Source organism: Actinomadura sp. NPDC047616 (genome assembly GCF_040642915.1).
Taxonomy (GTDB): domain Bacteria; phylum Actinomycetota; class Actinomycetes; order Streptosporangiales; family Streptosporangiaceae; genus Spirillospora; species Spirillospora miaoliensis.
Genome location: NZ_JBEYTB010000003.1, coordinates 519887 through 536541, shown reverse-complemented (window position 1 = coordinate 536541; position 16655 = coordinate 519887). Strand labels below are relative to the sequence as shown.

Sequence of the window (16655 nt, the reverse complement as noted above, 5' to 3'; positions counted from 1 at the left end):
GACCGTCACCCGGCGGCGGGGGTTTTTTGTTGGCCGCGTGACCCGCGAACGGCCGTGACCCGCGGCCGCGACGTCCAGGCCACACCGACCTCTCCCCAAGGAACAGGAACATGACGACCGAACAGATGACGGGAGCCCAGGCGCTGGTCCGCGCCCTGGAGAACGTCGGCGTCGACACCGTGTTCGGCATCCCGGGGGGCGCCATCCTCCCGGCGTACGACCCGCTGTACGACTCCAACAGGCTCCGTCACATCCTGGTGCGGCACGAGCAGGGCGCCGGGCACGCGGCCCAGGGGTACGCCATGGTCACCGGCAAGGTCGGCGTCTGCATGGCCACCAGCGGGCCGGGCGCCACCAACCTGGTCACCGCGATCTCCGACGCCTACATGGACTCGGTGCCGATCGTGGCGATCACCGGGCAGGTGGCGACCCCGCTGATCGGCACGGACGGCTTCCAGGAGGCCGACATCTCCGGCATCACCATGCCGATCACCAAGCACAACTTCCTGGTCACCAAGGCCGAGGACATCGTCCGCACGATCGCCGAGGCGTTCCACATCGCCTCCACCGGGCGTCCCGGGCCGGTGCTGGTCGACATCGCCAAGGACGCGCTGCAGTCCACCGTCGAGTTCAGCTGGCCGGTCACCATGCACCTGCCCGGCTACCGTCCGGTCACCCGGCCGCACTCCAAGCAGGTCCGCGAGGCGGCACGGCTGATCGTCCAGGCGAAGCGGCCGGTGCTGTACGTCGGCGGCGGCGTGCTGAAGGCCGGGGCGTCCGCCGAGCTGAAGGTGCTGGCGGAGCTGACCGGAGCGCCGGTCGTCACCACCCTGATGGCCAAGGGCGCGCTGCCCGACAGCCACCCCCTGCACATGGGCATGCCCGGCATGCACGGCAGCGTCGGCGCGGTCGGCGCGCTGCAGCGCGCCGACCTGCTGGTCGCCCTCGGCGCCCGGTTCGACGACCGGGTCACCGGCCAGCTGTCCACCTTCGCGCCGGACGCCAAGGTCGTGCACGCCGACATCGACCCGGCCGAGATCTCCAAGAACCGGCACGCCGACGTCCCGATCGTCGGCGACGCCCGCGAGGTGCTCGCCGACCTGATCGTGGCGGTCCAGGCCGAGCACGACGCCGGCCGCCGCGGCGACTACGAGGAGTGGTGGCGCCAGCTGCGCGCCTGGCGCGAGACCTACCCGCTCGGCTACGACCAGCCCGCCGACGGGTCGCTGTCGCCGCAGTACGTCATCGAGCGGATCGGGAAGCTGGCCGGTCCCGAGGCGTACTACGTCGCGGGCGTCGGCCAGCACCAGATGTGGGCGGCGCAGTTCATCAAGTACGAGCGGCCCGGCGCGTTCCTCAACTCCGGCGGCGCGGGCACCATGGGCTACGCCGTCCCGGCCGCGATGGGCGCCAAGGTCGGCGCGCCCGGCACGCAGGTGTGGGCGATCGACGGCGACGGCTGCTTCCAGATGACCAACCAGGAGCTGGCCACCTGCGCCATCGAGGGCATCCCGATCAAGGTCGCCGTCATCAACAACGGCAACCTGGGCATGGTCCGGCAGTGGCAGACGCTCTTCTACAACGAGCGCTACTCCAACACCAACCTGCACAGCCGCCGGGTCCCCGACTTCGTCAAGCTGGCCGAGGCGTACGGTTGTGTCGGGTTGCGCTGCGACCGTACCGAGGACGTCGACGCCACGATCGCCAAGGCCATGGAGATCAACGACGCGCCGGTCGTCATCGACTTCGTCGTCCACCAGGACGCCATGGTCTGGCCGATGGTCGCCGCGGGCACCAGCAACGACGACATCAAGATCGCCAGGGACATGGCCCCCGACTGGGAGAACGGAGACTGACCCCGATGAGCCAGCACACGCTGTCGGTCCTGGTGGAGAACACGCCGGGCATCCTCGCGCGGGTGGCGGCCCTGTTCTCCCGGCGCGGATTCAACATCGAGTCGCTCGCCGTGGGCACCACCGAGCACCCCGAGATCTCCCGCATGACGATCGTGGTCAACGTCGAGGAGCTGCCGCTCGAGCAGGTCACCAAGCAGCTCAACAAGCTGATCAACGTGCTGAAGATCGTCGAGCTCGACCCGTCGTCCTCGGTGCAGCGCGAGCTGGTGCTGGTCAAGGTCCGCGCCGACGCCGAGACCCGGTCGCAGGTGCTGGAGACCGTCCAGTTGTTCCGCGCCAAGGTCGTCGACGTGGCGCCGGACGCGGTCACCATCGAGGCCACCGGCAACCGCGACAAGCTGGACGCCTTCATCCGCGTCCTGGAGCCCTTCGGCATCAAGGAACTGGTGCAGTCGGGCATGGTGGCCATCGGCCGCGGCGCCCGGTCCATCACCGACCGGTCGCTGCGCGCCCTCGAACGCAGCGCGTGACGCGGCGCCGCCCCTGAAAGCACGAGCAACACCACGCGAAGAAAGGCAACAGCAACAGTGGCTGAGATGTTCTACGACGACGACGCCGACCTGAGCGTCATCCAGGGGCGGCACGTGGCCGTCATCGGATACGGCAGCCAGGGCCACGCGCACGCGCTGTCGCTGCGCGACTCCGGCGTGGACGTGCGCGTCGGCCTGCGCGAGGGCTCGGCCAGCCGGGAGAAGGCCGAGGCGGAGGGGCTGCGGGTGCTCACCCCGGCCGAGGCCGCCGAGGAGGCCGACCTGATCATGATCCTGGCGCCGGACCACCTGCAGCGCGGGATCTACGAGCAGGACATCAAGCCCGCCCTGGTCGAGGGCGACGCGCTGTTCTTCGGCCACGGCCTCAACATCCGGTACGGCCTGATCGAGCCGCCGGCGGGCGTGGACGTGTGCATGGTCGCGCCCAAGGGCCCCGGCCACCTGGTGCGCCGCCAGTTCACCGCGGGCCGCGGCGTCCCGGTGATCGTGGCGGTGGAGAAGGACGCCTCCGGCGGCGCCTGGCCGCTGGCCCTGTCCTACGCCAAGGCCATCGGCGGGCTGCGCGCGGGCGGCATCAAGACCACCTTCACCGAGGAGACCGAGACCGACCTGTTCGGCGAGCAGGTGGTGCTGTGCGGCGGCGTCTCCGAGCTGATCAAGACCGGCTTCGAGGTGCTCATCGAGGCCGGCTACCAGCCGGAGGTGGCCTACTTCGAGTGCCTGCACGAGATGAAGCTCATCGTCGACCTCATGTACGAGGGCGGCCTGGCCAAGATGAACTGGTCGATCTCGGACACCGCCGAGTACGGCGGCTACACCCGCGGCCCGCGGGTCATCACGGCCGACACCAAGGCCGAGATGAAGAAGATCCTCGGTGAGATCCAGTCCGGCAAGTTCGCCAAGGAGCTGGTGGAGGAGTTCGAGGGCGGCCAGGCCCAGTTCGGCAAGTTCCGCCAGGAGCTGGCCGAGCACCCGATCGAGAAGACCGGTGCCAAGCTCCGTCCCATGATGAGCTGGCTCAACGACTGAGCCCCGTCCTCAGGACGCACGACAGACAGGTGTGCGCCCGGTCCGGCCGACGCCGGGCCGGGCGCACACGGCTTTCGGGACGCCGTGTCAGGGGCGGCTGAGACGGCGGCGGAGGCGGGCGCGCAGGGGGAGGCGGCAGGAGGCGTCCCTGACCAGGACGGCCAGGTGACCGCCCTTGGTGAAGTAGGCGGTGGCCTCGGTGGAGGGGGCCAGCAGGCGCTGCTGCGGGTCGGTCTTGAGCTTGGGGCCGCGGACGGTGCCGAAGCGCTCCTCGCGGCGGATCCCGAGCGCCTCGGCGGCGACGAAGGCGTCCCAGCGTCCCGGGCCCGTGGCGGTGACGTCGGCGTACGCGGTGAAGCCGTCGTCCTCCGGCTCGGCGGGGAAGTGGTGCTCCACCCCCGACCGCCGTTCACGCAGGATCAGCACGACCTTGGTCTCGCGTGCCTGGACGCGCTGCACGGCGGCGTGCCCGCGCACCCGCAGCCGTGCGCCGCCCTGCCAGCCGACCGCGTCCAGCCGGTGGTCCAGGCCGATCTCGGCGGTGACGTCGGCGTCCTGGCGGGGCACGCCGCGCAGGTACGGGTAGACCGCGTACACCCGGCCGCCCACCACGACAGTGCCGACCTCGACGCCGTCGACCTCGTCGCGGACCAGGCGCTCCAGTTCGTCCTGCAGGTCATGGCGGATGCAGAAGGCGCGCAGCCGGTACGCGGCGGGCAGGGCGGTGCGGTCGGCGGCGTCGGCGAGGCCGCCGTCGGCGAGCATCTGCCGAGTCCCGGCCACCATGCCGCGCCGTGCCGCGCCGTCGAGGTCCAGGAACCGGTGGTCGTACACGCGCAGCATGTCGCGCAGGAGGCTGGTGGCGGAGTCCGGGGTCACGGAGGTTACGTTAAGGGGGCCGGTGACCGGCCGGGGTGAGGCGGTGCCGCGTGTCGTCCGCGTGCATACGCGGTATTGCCTCCGCATACGCCGTATGCAAGCGTGGGGCCATGTCGATCCGTCACGGCCTCCTGGCCCTGCTGGCCCAGGGGCCCCGCTACGGCTACCAGCTGCGCGCCGAGTTCGAGGCGTCGACCGGCGCGACATGGCCGCTCAACATCGGGCAGGTCTACTCCACGCTGTCCCGGCTGGAGCGCGACGAGCTGGTCACCCGGGTGGGCGCCGACGACGAGGGCCGCTTCGTCTACCGCATCACCCCGGCCGGCCGGGAGGACGTGCGACGGTGGTTCACCACCCCCGTGGCCCGCGGCGACCGGCCCCGCGACGAGCTGGCCATCAAGCTCGCCCTCGCCGTCACCACACCGGGCGTCGACGTGCGCGGGGTCGTACGCGCCCAGCGCACCGCCACGCTGCGCACCCTCCAGGAGCTCACCCGGCTCAGGGGCGACGACCCCGGCGTGCCGCCCGCGCCCGGCGACCGCGCGTGGCGGCTGGTGCTGGAGTCGATGATCATGCAGTCCGAGGCCGAGGTGCGCTGGCTGGACCACTGTGAGGCCTACATGCTCCGCGGCGAGCCGGCCGCCGCCGCCCCGCGCACGGACGCTCGCGAGCTGGCCGCCAACGAGCACCACTGACCGTCCCCCTCGTTCACGCCGCCTCTGCGGGGGAGTGGGGTGTACGTCCCCGTACCGGCGGGAGGCGTTTCGGTGTCGTCTCGGTCACTTCGCGGCGGCGACCCGGCTTGTGACGCTTCCGGTGGTCACCGCCGGGTTCGGGGCGGCGGCCGGGGCTGGTAGCGTCCTGGCACGTGGCGGAGGCGGTTGCGGTGGAGGGCGCCCCTGGCGGGCTCCAGCGGGCCGAAGAGCGGCGACGGTCCGTGCGGGTGCCCGTACCTCTGGTGGCGATGGTCGCGGGGGCGGCCGTGTTGTACGCGGCGTACTCCCTGCTCCGGCTGCGGACGTTCCGGGCCAGCACCTACGACCTGGTCATCTTCGACCAGGCCGTCCGGTCCTACAGCGGGTTCGGCGCGCCGGTGGCCATGGTCAAGGGCGTCCACAACGGATTCGGGCCCGGCTTCTCGGTCCTGGGGGACCACTTCTCGCCCATCCTGGCGCTGCTGGCGCCGCTGTACCGGATCCATGACGGGCCCGGCACGCTGCTGGTCGCGCAGGCCGCGCTGTTCGCCGCGGCGATCGTGCCGATCTGGCGGTACGCGCGCCGCCGCCTGGGCACGCGCGCCGCCTACTGCGCCGCGGGCGCCTACGCGCTGTCGTGGCCGATCGCCGAGGCGCTGGCGTTCGACTTCCACGAGGTCGCGTTCGTCCCGCTGCTGTCGGCGCTGCTGGTGGAACGCCACGACGCGGGCCGCCGCGGCCAGGCCCTGCTGGCCGCCGCCGCGCTGCTGCTGGTCAAGGAGGACATGGGGCTGCTGCTGGCGGGTTTCGGCCTCTACCTGCTGACCCGGCGCGGCGAGCGCCGCCTCGGGGCGGGCCTGGTCGCCGCCGGGACGGTGGCGACGTGGGTGGCGTCGCGGGTGCTGATCCCCGCGTTCGGCGGCGACGGCGACTACTACTGGGCGTACGGCTCGCTGGGCGACGACCTGCCGGACGCCGTCCTGCACGTGCTGACGCACCCGTGGGACGCGGTGATCACGCTGGGCACCCCGGTGGCCAAGCTGTGGACGATGGCGCTGCTCGTCCTGCCGCTGCTGTTGCTGCCGCTGCGCTCGCCGATCACGCTCACCGCCGTGCCGCTGCTGGCCGAACGCATGCTGGCCAGCGACTTCTCCAACTGGTGGGAGCCCAAGTACCACTACAACGCCTTCCTGATCGCCGTGCTGGTCATCGCGGCCGTGGACGGCCTCGCGCGGCTGCGTCCCCTGCGCGACCGCCTGCCGCCGCTGTGGGAGCGTGCGCGGCCCGGGTGGGCTCATGGACGGGTGCGCCTGCCCGCGGCCGGGGTGCTGCTGGTCGCCACGGCCGTGACCGTGCCGTTCTTCGCCTTCAGCGACCTGGTCGACCCCGCGTTCCTGCGGCGCGACGAGCGCGCGCGGGCCGCGGCCGAGGCGGTGGCCGAGGTGCCCGACGGCGTGGTGGTGGAGTCGGCGAACCGGCTCGGCCCGGCCCTGTCGTCGCGCACCCGGGTGCTGCTGTGGGACGAGCGCCCGCGCGGCGCGCCGTGGGTGGTGGCCGACGTCGAACGCCACACGTTCCCGTTCGGCTCGCTGGACGAGCAGCGCCGCCGCGTCGAGGCGCTCGTCGAGTCGGGCTACCGGGAGGTCTTCCGGTCCGGCGGCTACGTCGTCCTGCACCGTCCGGACCGCTGACCCGCGCCATTCAGAGCCCTCGCGCGGATCGGTAAGCATCGCCGGTCACGATCGTCAGAAATCCCGGTGAAGACCCGGTCGGATAATCTCGCCCTACCAATTGCGTGATGTTTGTCCGATACTGGAAGAAAAGACTGGCGGTGAACGCGACACGCCGAGCGCACCAGCGCTGACACCGGACCGCGTCCGCGTTCGCCGTGACGCTTGGGGCGGATGCTCATGAGTGGCGATCATTTTCCGTGCGGGCGCGGCGGTCCGGCGACGAATACCGGACGCGCATTGTCGGCGGGAGGTAATTCTCCGATTCCGGCGGCGCGCGGCCCCAATTGCGGCGGGGAGTCGTGACGTGGCCGCGGCGGAGGAGCGGGCCGTCCGGCGGTGGGACACCTGCGGCAGCGCGTGGATCGCGGTGCTGCGGCACGTCTGGACGGCCGGCGAGGCCGGCATGGAGGATCGGGGGCCCATCATCGAGGGGCCCCCGGTCCTTTTCGAGGTGACCTCGCTGACGTGGGAGGACCCGATCCTGCGCGAGCACGGGGACCCGGCGGGCGAGCGGCGCGGGGCCGAGGGGCGGGCGCGGCCGCCCGCGGCGTCCGAGCGCGAGCGCGCCCGGCTGCGCGACCTGCAGGACGCCGACCAGGTGCGCTGGGTGGTGGACCTGCTGCGCGCCCGGCCGTGGACCACCAGCGCGTGGATCTCCCTGGCCGTGCCGTGCGAGCCGCGGGACGCCGCGCCGTGCCTGGTCGCGCTGTCGTTCCGCATCCGCGCCTACAAGCTGATGATGACGGCGATGTTCCGGGCGCAGAACGTCTTCCGGGGCTACCTGTCCTACGTCCCGCTGCGGGAGGTCCAGCTGGAGGTGGCCGAGGAACTGGGGCTGCCCCCGGGCCCGATGCGGGTGTTCGTCGACGTCCCGTACCTGCGGGTCGCCGACGCCGAACGCGTCGCCCGGATCCTGACCGCGCTGCCCGAGCCCAACGCGGCGTGACGTCGGTACCGGCCGCCCGGGGCGGGTGCCGGGCGCGGCCGGGGGCGGGTGACGAACGAGTACGGGGGCAACTCGGGGCACCGGCAGTATAGGCGCGGGGGTGGCGCCGCGAGCGGCCTCCACGACCGGGTTCCGGAGGGACGTAAGTGTCTATTCCGGGCGTATACGGATGTGTCTCCACCGCCGTGGGGACGCGTCGGCCGGGGGGTCTAAACTCGGTAAGCGCGGGGGCACGACGGGGTGACTCGCGATCTTCATCTGCCCGACATCTTCCGAAGGATCTTCCTTGAGCAAGCCTGTCGTCCTCGTCGCAGAAGAACTCTCCCCGGCCGGAATCGCCGAGCTGGAGGCCGACTTCGACGTCCGGCACGTGGACGGGTCCGACCGGGCGGCCCTGCTGCCCGCCGTGGCCGACGTCGACGCGCTGATCGTGCGCAGCGCCACCAAGGTGACCGCCGAGGTGTTCCAGCACGCGGGCAAGCTGCGCGTGGTGGCCCGGGCCGGGGTGGGCCTCGACAACGTCGACGTCGAGGCCGCCACCAAGGCCGGGGTGATGGTCGTCAACGCCCCGACGTCGAACATCGTCACCGCCGCCGAGCACGCGATCGCGCTGCTGCTGGCCACCGCCCGGAACGTTCCGCAGGGCCACGCCGCGCTCAAGCAGGGCGAGTGGAAGCGCTCCAAGTACACCGGCGTCGAGCTGCAGGGCAAGACCGTCGGCGTGCTCGGCCTCGGCCGCATCGGCGTGCTGGTCGCCCAGCGGCTGGCCGCGTTCGACATGAACATCATCGCCTACGACCCCTACGTGCAGGCGGCCCGCGCCGCGCAGCTCGGCGTCCGCCTGGTCGGGCTGGAGGAGCTGCTGCGCGAGAGCGACTTCATCACCGTCCACCTGCCCAAGACCCCCGAGACCCTCGGCCTGATCGGCGACCGCGAGCTGCGCATGGTCAAGCCCAGCGTGCGCATCGTCAACGCCGCGCGCGGCGGCATCGTCGACGAGGCCGCCCTCGACCTGGCGCTCAAGGAGGGCCGCGTCGCCGGGGCGGGCCTGGACGTGTTCAGCACCGAGCCGTGCACCGACAGCCCGCTGTTCCACCACGACAACGTGGTGGTCACCCCGCACCTGGGCGCCAGCACCCACGAGGCGCAGGAGAAGGCCGGCACCCAGGTGGCCCGCTCGGTGCGGCTGGCGCTGTCCGGCGAGTTCGTGCCCGACGCGGTCAACGTGCAGGGCGGCGCCGTCGCCGAGGACGTCAAGCCCGGCCTGCCGCTGGCCGAGAAGCTCGGCCGCATCTTCACCGCCCTGGCCGGCGGCGTGCCGGTGCGGCTGGAGGTCGTGGTGCGCGGCGAGATCGCCGGGCACGACGTCAAGGTGCTGGAGCTGGCCGCGCTCAAGGGCGCGTTCGCCGACGTGACCGAGGAGTCGGTGACGTTCGTCAACGCCCCGCTGCTGGCCCGCGACCGCGGCGTCGAGGTCACCCTCACCACCACCGAGGACAGCCCCGACTGGCGCAACGTGGTCCAGGTGCGCGGCACCATGGGCGACGGCACGGTGGTGTCGGTGTCCGGCACGCTCACCGGCCCCAAGCACCACGAGCGCATCGTGGAGATCAACGGCTACGACATGGAGCTGTCGCCCACCGACCACATGGCGTTCTTCTCCTACAGCGACCGGCCCGGCATCGTCGGCGTGGTCGGCCGGCTGCTCGGCGACCAGGGCGTCAACATCGCCGGCATGCAGGTCGGCCGGGACGCCAAGGGCGGCACCGCGCTGATCGCGCTGACCGTCGACTCGGCCATCCCGGCCCAGCTCGTCGACGTGATCCGCGACGAGGTAGGCGCCGAAATGGGCCGCCGCGTCGACCTCGACGGCTAAGAGCGGGCGGGGCGGGGCCAGCATGCTCGGCACGCTGCGCGTGCCTTCGCCGTGGCCCCGCCCGTTGTCTCTCCCAGGGGGGGCGACCCCCTGGAACCCCCGGGGCGGGGCGGGGTCGGCGTGCTCGGCACGCTGCGCGTGCCTTCGCCGTGGCCCCGCCCGTCGTGTCTCCCACGGGGACGACCCCCTGAACCCCCGGCTTGAGGCGGGCGGAGCGTGCTTGGTGTGCTTCGCCCGCCTTTGTCGTTGGCTGCTTCTGGCGGTTGTGTGTGCACCTGCGGGTTCTTCGCGGGGTGTCTCAGCATGCGGAAAGTTGGGCCACGGGTCGGGACAATCCGGGAGGCGGGCCGGTAACGTGGGCGGAGTCATGCGCTTGGTGGTATGCATCCTTCGCCGCCGCGGCGGGGCCTGAGACGGCAGGCCGGCGACCCGCCGCGGAGCAGGGCGCTGGCCGTAAGCCCGTCGTTCACTCTTCCGACGAACCACCACGAGGGATCGCGATCATGAACACCGACGTCAACGTGCCCACGCCCGCCGACGACGCCGCCGAGGAGGCGGCCCGCGCGCTGCAGACCGCCCTGGACCGCCGCGACAACGGCGGCCGCTCCGACCGCTGACCCGCGGTCCGCTCCCGCCGGATGGCATGATCGCTGACGTGGCACCACGTGGTCGGGCGGGAGCGGACGAGGTCCGGCGGGCGCTGGCGGACGCGGCCCGGCTGGGCCCCTACTTCCAGGTCGTCACCGACCCCGCCGAGGAGGCCGACCCCACCTGGCGGCCCCTGCCCGAACCCGACGCGGCACGGCTCGGCGAGCTGACCGACGCCTATGCAAGGCGGCTGGGCACCGGGGAGCGCCGGGTGGCGGCGTCCATCCTTTTCCAGGGTCTGGCGTCGCGGTTGTGGTCGCCCGTGGTGGCGGCGACGGCGTACGGCGTCGTCCCCGACCTGTCCGGGCTGCACTGGCGCTGGGCCCCCGGCGCGCCGATCGCGCTCTGGCTGGCCGACCCCGGCGGCTGGCCCGCCGCGGACGATCCCGCCGCCACCGCCGGGCTCGTGCACCGGACGGTCCTGGAGGGGCAGCTACGGCCGCTGCGCGCCACGCTGCTGGAGACCGTCGGGCTCGCGGACGGCCTGCTGTGGGGCAACGCGGCGGCGGCCCTCGCCGGGACGCTGCGCGCCGGCACGCTCAGGCCCGAACTGGCCGAGCCGGTCGGGACGCTCGTGCGAGAACTGTTCGAACGCGAACCGCTGGCGGGCACGGGCTCGTTCACCCCGGACGGGTTCGTCCGCCGGAGCTGCTGCCTGTACTACCGGGTGCCGCCCGGCGGCGAGATGTGCGGCGACTGCGCCCTCCTGCGCCGCGCGTGAGCGTCCCGCGCGGCGCGGGAGGGCGCACAGGTCAGGCCGCTGTGGCGGCCGGTGACGGCCGCCGCTGGAAGGAGCGCTCGGTGAGCGCGCCGAACACCAGGCCCAGCGTCGCCCACAGGACGACCTGGACGCCCAGCGACGCGATCCGGAAGTCCCACAGGACCGTGGCCGGGAACCCGTCCGCGACCGCGTCCGGCGTCGGCGTCAGCCGGTACACCAGCGCCAGGACGACCGCGAACCCGGCCGTGGTCGCGATCGCCGCGTTCCAGGCCCCGAACCGGGGCAGCAGGCGGCGGAACACGATCACGGCGGCGACGACGGCCAGCACGCCCAGCGCCACCATGCCGAAGTACAGCGCGGTGCGGCCGCCGATCGTGTCGGGGTTGCCGACGGCCGGGGGCGTCGGCGGGTACTTCAGGAACGGCACCAGCTCGACGGCGACGAACCCGCCCAGCGCGACCAGCGCGGCGGTGGCGCGGGCGCCGAACGCGCCGACGCGGCCGTAGGCGACCGCGAACGCGATCGCGAACAGCCCGCCGAGCGCGACGCCGTACACGCCGAGCGCGGTGACCAGCCCGGCGGTCTTCTGCACCGTGCGGCTGACCACCTCGTGCTCGTGCCCCTCGTGGGCTGCGGCCGCCTTGGCCTCCTCGAAGGCGATGGCGTGGCCCACCTGCGGCTCCCCGTACAGCCAGGCGACGACCAGCGCGAGCGCGGCCGCCGCCAGCCCGGCGAGCATGCCGCGGACCAGCAGTGTTCTCATCATCGGGGAATCGGCCCGCCCGTCAGTGGCAGGGGAAGCCGAGCAGGTGACGGCCGTCGTGGGTGAACTCGTGCACCCAGGTGCCGCCGATCAGGGAGGTGGCGCCCTGCTCGGCGCCGACGAAGTAGATCAGCACCAGGCCGAGCACCGCGGCGAACACCGCCCACGGCAGGACCTGGCGAAGGGGGATGCGGACGGGCGCCGGACGTTCTCCGGCAGGCGTCGACGGAACGGCGGTCTGAGCCATCTCAGGGTCTCCTCACGGGGTTCACTCGCCCCGGTACGGGAGGACGACGGGTCAGTGTCCTGACTCCCAGATCAGCGCCTCCCGCCGACCTTCCCGCCGGGTGTCCGGCCGTGGTCGTGGAGTGGGGGAGGCTCCCTGGTCACAGTGGCGGGACCGTCCTGGAGTCGCACCAGGTTCCTGCGCACCGTCGCCTCGATGTGCACTTGTTGGGGAGAGCGTCCCCTTTGTGGTGGTCCAGCGTCAAGTGCGGGTTCTGTTGCCCGGAGGGCAGTGCGGGGCCGCCCCCGCCCGTGAAAGAGCGACGTCGCGGACGAGGCGGCGCCGTACGAGGTGAAACGGGCGCCGTGCGAGCGGACGGCGTGAAAATCCGCCGCCCGGCATGGGGTTCGTTGACCGTGCGGACGGCGCGTTCCCACAATCTCCGGCGATTCACCTCCGCGTTCGCTCCCACGAACCGCCCACCGCGACCGCCCACCGCGACCGCCCACCGAAACGCACTTCGTCCCCGACCTGGAGGCGCCCGAGCCATGACCCATCCCCCAGGAACACGACCGCCGGTGGCGCGAGCGGCGGCCGCGCTGGCCGTCTGCCTGAGCCTCGTGGCCGCCGCGCTGGTGGCCGTACTGGTCCGTCCGCCGGACGCCTCCGCCGCCGCCCCGGCGGGCACCGGCACCGGATACCTCAGCACCAGCGGCAACCGGATCGTCGACGGCACCGGCCAGACGGTCCGGCTGACCGGCATCAACTGGTTCGGCATGGAGACCGACAACAAGACCTTCCACGGCCTGTGGGCGCGCGGTTACAAGTCGATGCTCGACCAGATGGCGCAGCTCGGCTACAACACCCTGCGCGTGCCGTACTCCAACGACGCGCTGAAGCCGGACGCCAAGGCCACCAGCGTCGACGGGGTGTCCAACCCGGACCTGGTGGGCCTCAGCCCGCTGCAGATCCTCGACAAGGTGATCGCCTACGCCGGCCAGAAGGGCATGCGGGTGATCCTGGACCGGCACCGGCCGACCAGCGCCGGGCAGTCGGCGCTGTGGTACACCCCCACCGTCTCCGAGACGACGTGGATCGAGGACTGGAAGGCGCTGGCCCGCCGCTACGCGGGCAATCCCACCGTGATCGGCGCCGACCTGCACAACGAGCCGCACGCCGACGGCACCGACCCCAACGGCACCGGCTCCTGCTGGGGCTGCGGCGACCCGGCCCGCGACTGGCGGCTGGCGGCCGAGCGCGCGGGCAACGCGATCCTGTCGGTCAACTCCAACTGGCTGATCTTCGTGGAGGGCGTGAGCTGCCCCAGCGGCGGCAACGCCAACTCCTGGGACGACATCCCCGACGAGCACTGCGGCTGGTGGGGCGGCAACCTGTCGAAGGCGGGGCAGTACCCGGTGCGGCTGAACGTCGCCAACCGCCTGGTGTACTCGCCGCACGAGTACGGCATCTCCGTCTACCGCCAGCCCTGGTTCGACTCCGCCGACTTCCCCAACAACCTGGCCGCGATCTGGGACCAGCAGTGGGGCTACCTCTACAAGCAGAACACCGCCCCGCTGCTGCTGGGCGAGTTCGGCAGCACCCTGGCCGACCCCAAGGACAAGGTGTGGCTGGAGAAGCTGCTCGCCTACGCGGGCACCGGGGCCACGGGGATGAGCTTCACCTACTGGTCGTGGAACCCCAACTCCGGGGACACCGGCGGCATCCTCAACGACGACTGGACGACGGTGAACCAGGCCAAGCAGAGCATCCTGCAGCCGTACCTGATCCCGCCGACGCCCGGGGACGGGGGCGGCCCCACGGACCCGCCGCCGACGGGCTCGGACGCCTGCAAGGTCGCCTACACCGTCATCAACCGCTGGTCCGGGGGCTTCCAGGGCAACGTGGACGTGACCAACTCCGGCTCCACCACGTTCCGGAACTGGACGCTGACGTTCGACGTGCCGCAGGGCGTCACGGTGTCCAGCGGGTGGAATGCCACGTTCAGCCAGAGCGGCACCAAGGTCACGGTCAAGGGCCCGTCCTGGAACGCCGACCTGGAGGCCGGTGAGAAGGCGAGCGTCGGCTTCACCGCCAACGGCAGCGACACGCCGCAACCGCAGACCTACGCCGTCAACGGCACGTCCTGCGGCTGACCCGGGCGCGACCTGCCCTCCCCGGGCGCCGCCCCCCTTCCTCCACCGAGCAGGGGGCGGCGCCCCACTCGTACCCCCGCTGAGCAGGGGCGTCGCCCCCCTGGGACGCACCCGGCGGGCTGCCGGACACGAGACGTGCATCCCGAAGAGTGAGACCGATGCTCAGGAACTGAGACGTTTGCAGTAGAGTGCGCGCATGGCTTCCCGCAGCATCCGCCTGGCCGTCATCCCTGGTGACGGGATCGGCCCCGAGGTCGTCGCCGAGGGCCTGAAGGTTCTGGACGCCGTCGCTCCGGCGCACGACCTGAAGTTCGAGCAGACCTCCTACGACCTGGGTGCCGCCCGCTGGCACCGCACCGGCGAGACGCTGCCCGACACGGTCCTGGAGGAGCTGCGCGGCCACGACGTGATCCTGCTGGGCGCGATCGGCGACCCCAGCGTGCCCAGCGGCGTGCTGGAGCGCGGGCTGCTGCTGCGGGCCCGGTTCGAGCTCGACCACTACGTCAACCTGCGGCCGGTGAAGCTGTTCCCCGGCATGGACACGCCGCTGTCGGGGGTCAAGCCCGAGGACGTCGACATGATCGTCGTCCGGGAGGGCACCGAGGGCCCGTACGCGGGCGTCGGCGGCGTCCTGCGCAAGGGCACCCCGCAGGAGATCGCCACCCAGGAGAGCGTCAACACCGCCTACGGCGTCGAGCGCGTCGTCCGGTACGCCTTCGAGCAGGCGGCCTCCCGGCCCCGGCGCAAGCTGACGCTGGTCCACAAGGACAACGTGCTGACCTTCGCCGGCGAGCTGTACCAGCGCGTCGTCAAGCGGGTCGGCCAGGAGTACCCGCAGGTCAGCACCGACTACGTGCACGTCGACGCGGCCACCATGTTCTTCGTCACCGCGCCGCAGCGGTTCGACGTGATCGTCACCGACAACCTGTTCGGCGACATCATCACCGACCTCGGCGCGGCCGTCGCCGGGGGCATCGGCCTGGCCGCCTCCGGCAACGTCAACCCCGACCGCACCGCGCCGTCGATGTTCGAGCCGGTGCACGGCAGCGCCCCCGACATCGCCGGGCAGGGCAAGGCCGACCCGACCGCCACCATCCTGTCGGTGGCCATGCTGCTGGACCACGTCGGCGCCCCCGAGGCCGCCCGGCGGGTCGAGCGGGCCGTCGCCGACGACCTGGCCGCCCGCCGCGGCCGCCCCGCCCGGGGCACCGCCGAGGTCGGCGACGCGATCGCCGAGCGAGTATCCGGCTAGGGCGCGCCCCGGCCGGACCGCGAAACGCGACACAAGCCACAGCACCGGGCGCGCCGACACGGCGCGCCCGGTTCTTCGTGTGCGCCGTGATCAGGGAGCAGGGCTGGACGAAGTACGACAATGAGGATAGGAATGCCCGGACGGCGACGGGGCCGGGCGGGCGATCCGGGAGAGGACCCACCATGAGCAGCACGCTGGACTTCGACATCAGGCTCTCCGAGCGGCGGCGCGGCACCGCCGAGCGCGAGGCGATCCTGGCCGATCCCGGATGGGGCCAGTACTTCACCGACCACATGGTCACGATCCGTTACGCGGAGGGGAAGGGCTGGTACGACGCCCGGCTCGAGCCGTACGGCCCCATCGCCCTCGACCCCGCCAGCCAGGTCCTGCACTACTCCCAGGAGCTGTTCGAGGGGCTCAAGGCGTACCGGCAGGCCGACGGGACGATCGTCACCTTCCGCCCGTACGCCAACGCCGCCCGCATGAATCGCTCGGCCCGCCGCATGGCCATGCCGGAGATCCCCGAGGAGCTGTTCGTCCGGGCGCTGGAACTGCTGGTCGAGAACGACCGCGACTGGGTGCCGACGCAGGCCGGCCACAGCCTCTACCTGCGGCCGTTCATGTTCGCCACCACCCGCGCCCTCGGCGTGAACAGCCCCGCCAACGAGTACCTGTTCGTGGTGATCGCCTCCCCGTCCGGCAACTACTACGCCAAGGGGATCCGGCCGGTGTCGGTCTGGCTGTCGCAGGACTTCACCCGGGCCGCGCCCGGCGGCACCGGCGAGGCCAAGACCGGCGGCAACTACGCCGCCTCGTTCGCCGGGCAGGCCCAGGCCGTGGCCAACGGCTGCGACCAGGTGGTCTGGCTGGACGCGGTCGAGCACCGCTGGGTCGAGGAGGTCGGGTCGATGAACCTGGTCTTCGTGTACGGCTCGGGCGCCGACGTGCGGCTGCTCACCCCCGCCCTCACCGGCACCCTGCTGCCCGGCATCACCCGCGACTCGATGCTCAAGCTCGCCCCCGACCTCGGCATCCCGGTGGAGGAGGGCAAGATCAGCATCGACGAGTGGCAGGAGGGCTGCGAGTCCGGCCAGATCACCGAGGTGTTCGGCTGCGGCACCGCCGCGGTGATCAGCCCGGTCGGCAGCGTCAAGGGCGCCGACCGCGCCTGGACGATCGGCGACGGCGAGCCCGGTCCCGTCTCCATGCGGCTGCGCGAGGAGCTGATCGGCATCCAGTACGGCACCCGCCCCGACCCCTACGGCTGGGTCCACAAGATCTGCTGACCGCGGGCGCCGCGATCCCTTCCGGCGCATCCGTCGCACAA

The 16655-nt window shown here is 72.3% G+C and carries 13 protein-coding genes, 1 pseudogene and 1 riboswitch; of the genes and pseudogenes, 11 read left to right on the top strand and 3 right to left on the bottom strand.

From position 1 onward, the window contains the following. Window positions 1–104: 104 nt before the first annotated feature. The 3 genes and pseudogenes from ABZ801_RS10110 to ilvC all read left to right on the top strand — a co-directional run. Window positions 105–1856: pseudogene (locus ABZ801_RS10110) on the top strand (acetolactate synthase large subunit); the annotation flags it as partial. Between the two features lie 5 nt (window positions 1857–1861). Continuing rightward, window positions 1862–2386: an acetolactate synthase small subunit gene (ilvN, locus tag ABZ801_RS10105; RefSeq protein ID WP_344945463.1), complete on the top strand. Its 525-nt coding sequence runs from the start codon at window positions 1862–1864 to the stop codon at window positions 2384–2386. Window positions 2387–2452: 66 nt separating this feature from the next. After that, window positions 2453–3436 carry a ketol-acid reductoisomerase gene (ilvC, locus tag ABZ801_RS10100; RefSeq protein ID WP_360695272.1) on the top strand — a complete coding sequence of 328 codons (984 nt, stop codon included), beginning with the start codon at window positions 2453–2455 and terminating at the stop codon, window positions 3434–3436. A gap of 87 nt (window positions 3437–3523) precedes the next feature. Here the strand turns inward: ilvC and ABZ801_RS10095 are convergent, their stop codons facing one another. Next, entirely contained in the window at window positions 3524–4315 is a 792-nt protein-coding gene (locus tag ABZ801_RS10095; RefSeq protein ID WP_360695269.1) for a hypothetical protein, read from the bottom strand. A 110-nt stretch (window positions 4316–4425) separates the two neighbouring features. On the opposite strand from ABZ801_RS10095, the gene ABZ801_RS10090 reads away from it, so the two are divergent. The 5 genes from ABZ801_RS10090 to ABZ801_RS10070 all read left to right on the top strand — a co-directional run bounded on the left by ABZ801_RS10090 (window position 4426) and on the right by ABZ801_RS10070 (window position 10934). Then, window positions 4426–5010 (top strand): PadR family transcriptional regulator, encoded by a 585-nt coding sequence (locus tag ABZ801_RS10090; protein ID WP_360695266.1) that lies wholly within the window; start codon window positions 4426–4428, stop codon window positions 5008–5010. Between the two features lie 173 nt (window positions 5011–5183). Beyond that, the gene (locus tag ABZ801_RS10085; protein ID WP_360695263.1) at window positions 5184–6701 is read left to right on the top strand and encodes a DUF2079 domain-containing protein; all 1518 of its coding nucleotides are present in this window, start codon (window positions 5184–5186) and stop codon (window positions 6699–6701) included. A 346-nt stretch (window positions 6702–7047) separates the two neighbouring features. Beyond that, entirely contained in the window at window positions 7048–7689 is a 642-nt protein-coding gene (locus ABZ801_RS10080; RefSeq protein WP_344945451.1) for a hypothetical protein, read from the top strand. Window positions 7690–7975: 286 nt separating this feature from the next. Continuing rightward, window positions 7976–9565: a phosphoglycerate dehydrogenase gene (gene serA / locus ABZ801_RS10075; protein ID WP_360695260.1), complete on the top strand. Its 1590-nt coding sequence runs from the start codon at window positions 7976–7978 to the stop codon at window positions 9563–9565. A 655-nt stretch (window positions 9566–10220) separates the two neighbouring features. Beyond that, on the top strand, window positions 10221–10934 hold the full coding sequence (locus tag ABZ801_RS10070; protein ID WP_360695257.1) for a (2Fe-2S)-binding protein: 714 nt from the start codon (window positions 10221–10223) through the stop codon (window positions 10932–10934). A 31-nt stretch (window positions 10935–10965) separates the two neighbouring features. Here ABZ801_RS10070 and ABZ801_RS10065 read toward each other — a convergent pair whose 3' ends face one another. After that, the gene (locus tag ABZ801_RS10065; RefSeq protein ID WP_360695252.1) at window positions 10966–11700 is read right to left on the bottom strand and encodes a CbtA family protein; all 735 of its coding nucleotides are present in this window, start codon (window positions 11698–11700) and stop codon (window positions 10966–10968) included. A gap of 19 nt (window positions 11701–11719) precedes the next feature. Next, window positions 11720–11944 carry a CbtB domain-containing protein gene (locus tag ABZ801_RS10060; protein WP_344945439.1) on the bottom strand — a complete coding sequence of 75 codons (225 nt, stop codon included), beginning with the start codon at window positions 11942–11944 and terminating at the stop codon, window positions 11720–11722. 31 nt (window positions 11945–11975) lie between these two features. After that, a riboswitch (cobalamin riboswitch) is annotated at window positions 11976–12166 on the bottom strand. A gap of 335 nt (window positions 12167–12501) precedes the next feature. Between ABZ801_RS10060 and ABZ801_RS10055 the strand changes: the two genes are divergently transcribed. The 3 genes from ABZ801_RS10055 to ABZ801_RS10045 all read left to right on the top strand — a co-directional run bounded on the left by ABZ801_RS10055 (window position 12502) and on the right by ABZ801_RS10045 (window position 16614). Beyond that, on the top strand, window positions 12502–14076 hold the full coding sequence (locus ABZ801_RS10055; RefSeq protein ID WP_360695248.1) for a cellulase family glycosylhydrolase: 1575 nt from the start codon (window positions 12502–12504) through the stop codon (window positions 14074–14076). Window positions 14077–14272: 196 nt separating this feature from the next. Beyond that, a complete protein-coding gene (locus ABZ801_RS10050) occupies window positions 14273–15328 on the top strand; it encodes a 3-isopropylmalate dehydrogenase (protein WP_360695245.1) in 1056 nt (351 codons plus the stop codon). 182 nt (window positions 15329–15510) lie between these two features. Further along, window positions 15511–16614, top strand: coding sequence for a branched-chain amino acid aminotransferase (locus ABZ801_RS10045; RefSeq protein WP_360695242.1), 1104 nt, complete (start codon window positions 15511–15513; stop codon window positions 16612–16614). Window positions 16615–16655: the final 41 nt, after the last annotated feature.

Excerpts from the sequence above, each read along its gene's own strand:
- ABZ801_RS10065 (WP_360695252.1), bottom strand. The coding sequence starts at position 11,700 with ATGATGAGAACACTGCTGGTCCGCGGCATGCTCGCCGGGCTGGCGGCG.
- ilvC (WP_360695272.1), top strand. The coding sequence starts at position 2,453 with ATGTTCTACGACGACGACGCCGACCTGAGCGTCATCCAGGGGCGGCAC.
- ilvN (WP_344945463.1), top strand. The coding sequence starts at position 1,862 with ATGAGCCAGCACACGCTGTCGGTCCTGGTGGAGAACACGCCGGGCATC.
- ABZ801_RS10090 (WP_360695266.1), top strand. The coding sequence starts at position 4,426 with ATGTCGATCCGTCACGGCCTCCTGGCCCTGCTGGCCCAGGGGCCCCGC.
- ABZ801_RS10060 (WP_344945439.1), bottom strand. The coding sequence starts at position 11,944 with ATGGCTCAGACCGCCGTTCCGTCGACGCCTGCCGGAGAACGTCCGGCG.
- ABZ801_RS10045 (WP_360695242.1), top strand. The coding sequence starts at position 15,511 with ATGAGCAGCACGCTGGACTTCGACATCAGGCTCTCCGAGCGGCGGCGC.
- ABZ801_RS10050 (WP_360695245.1), top strand. The coding sequence starts at position 14,273 with ATGGCTTCCCGCAGCATCCGCCTGGCCGTCATCCCTGGTGACGGGATC.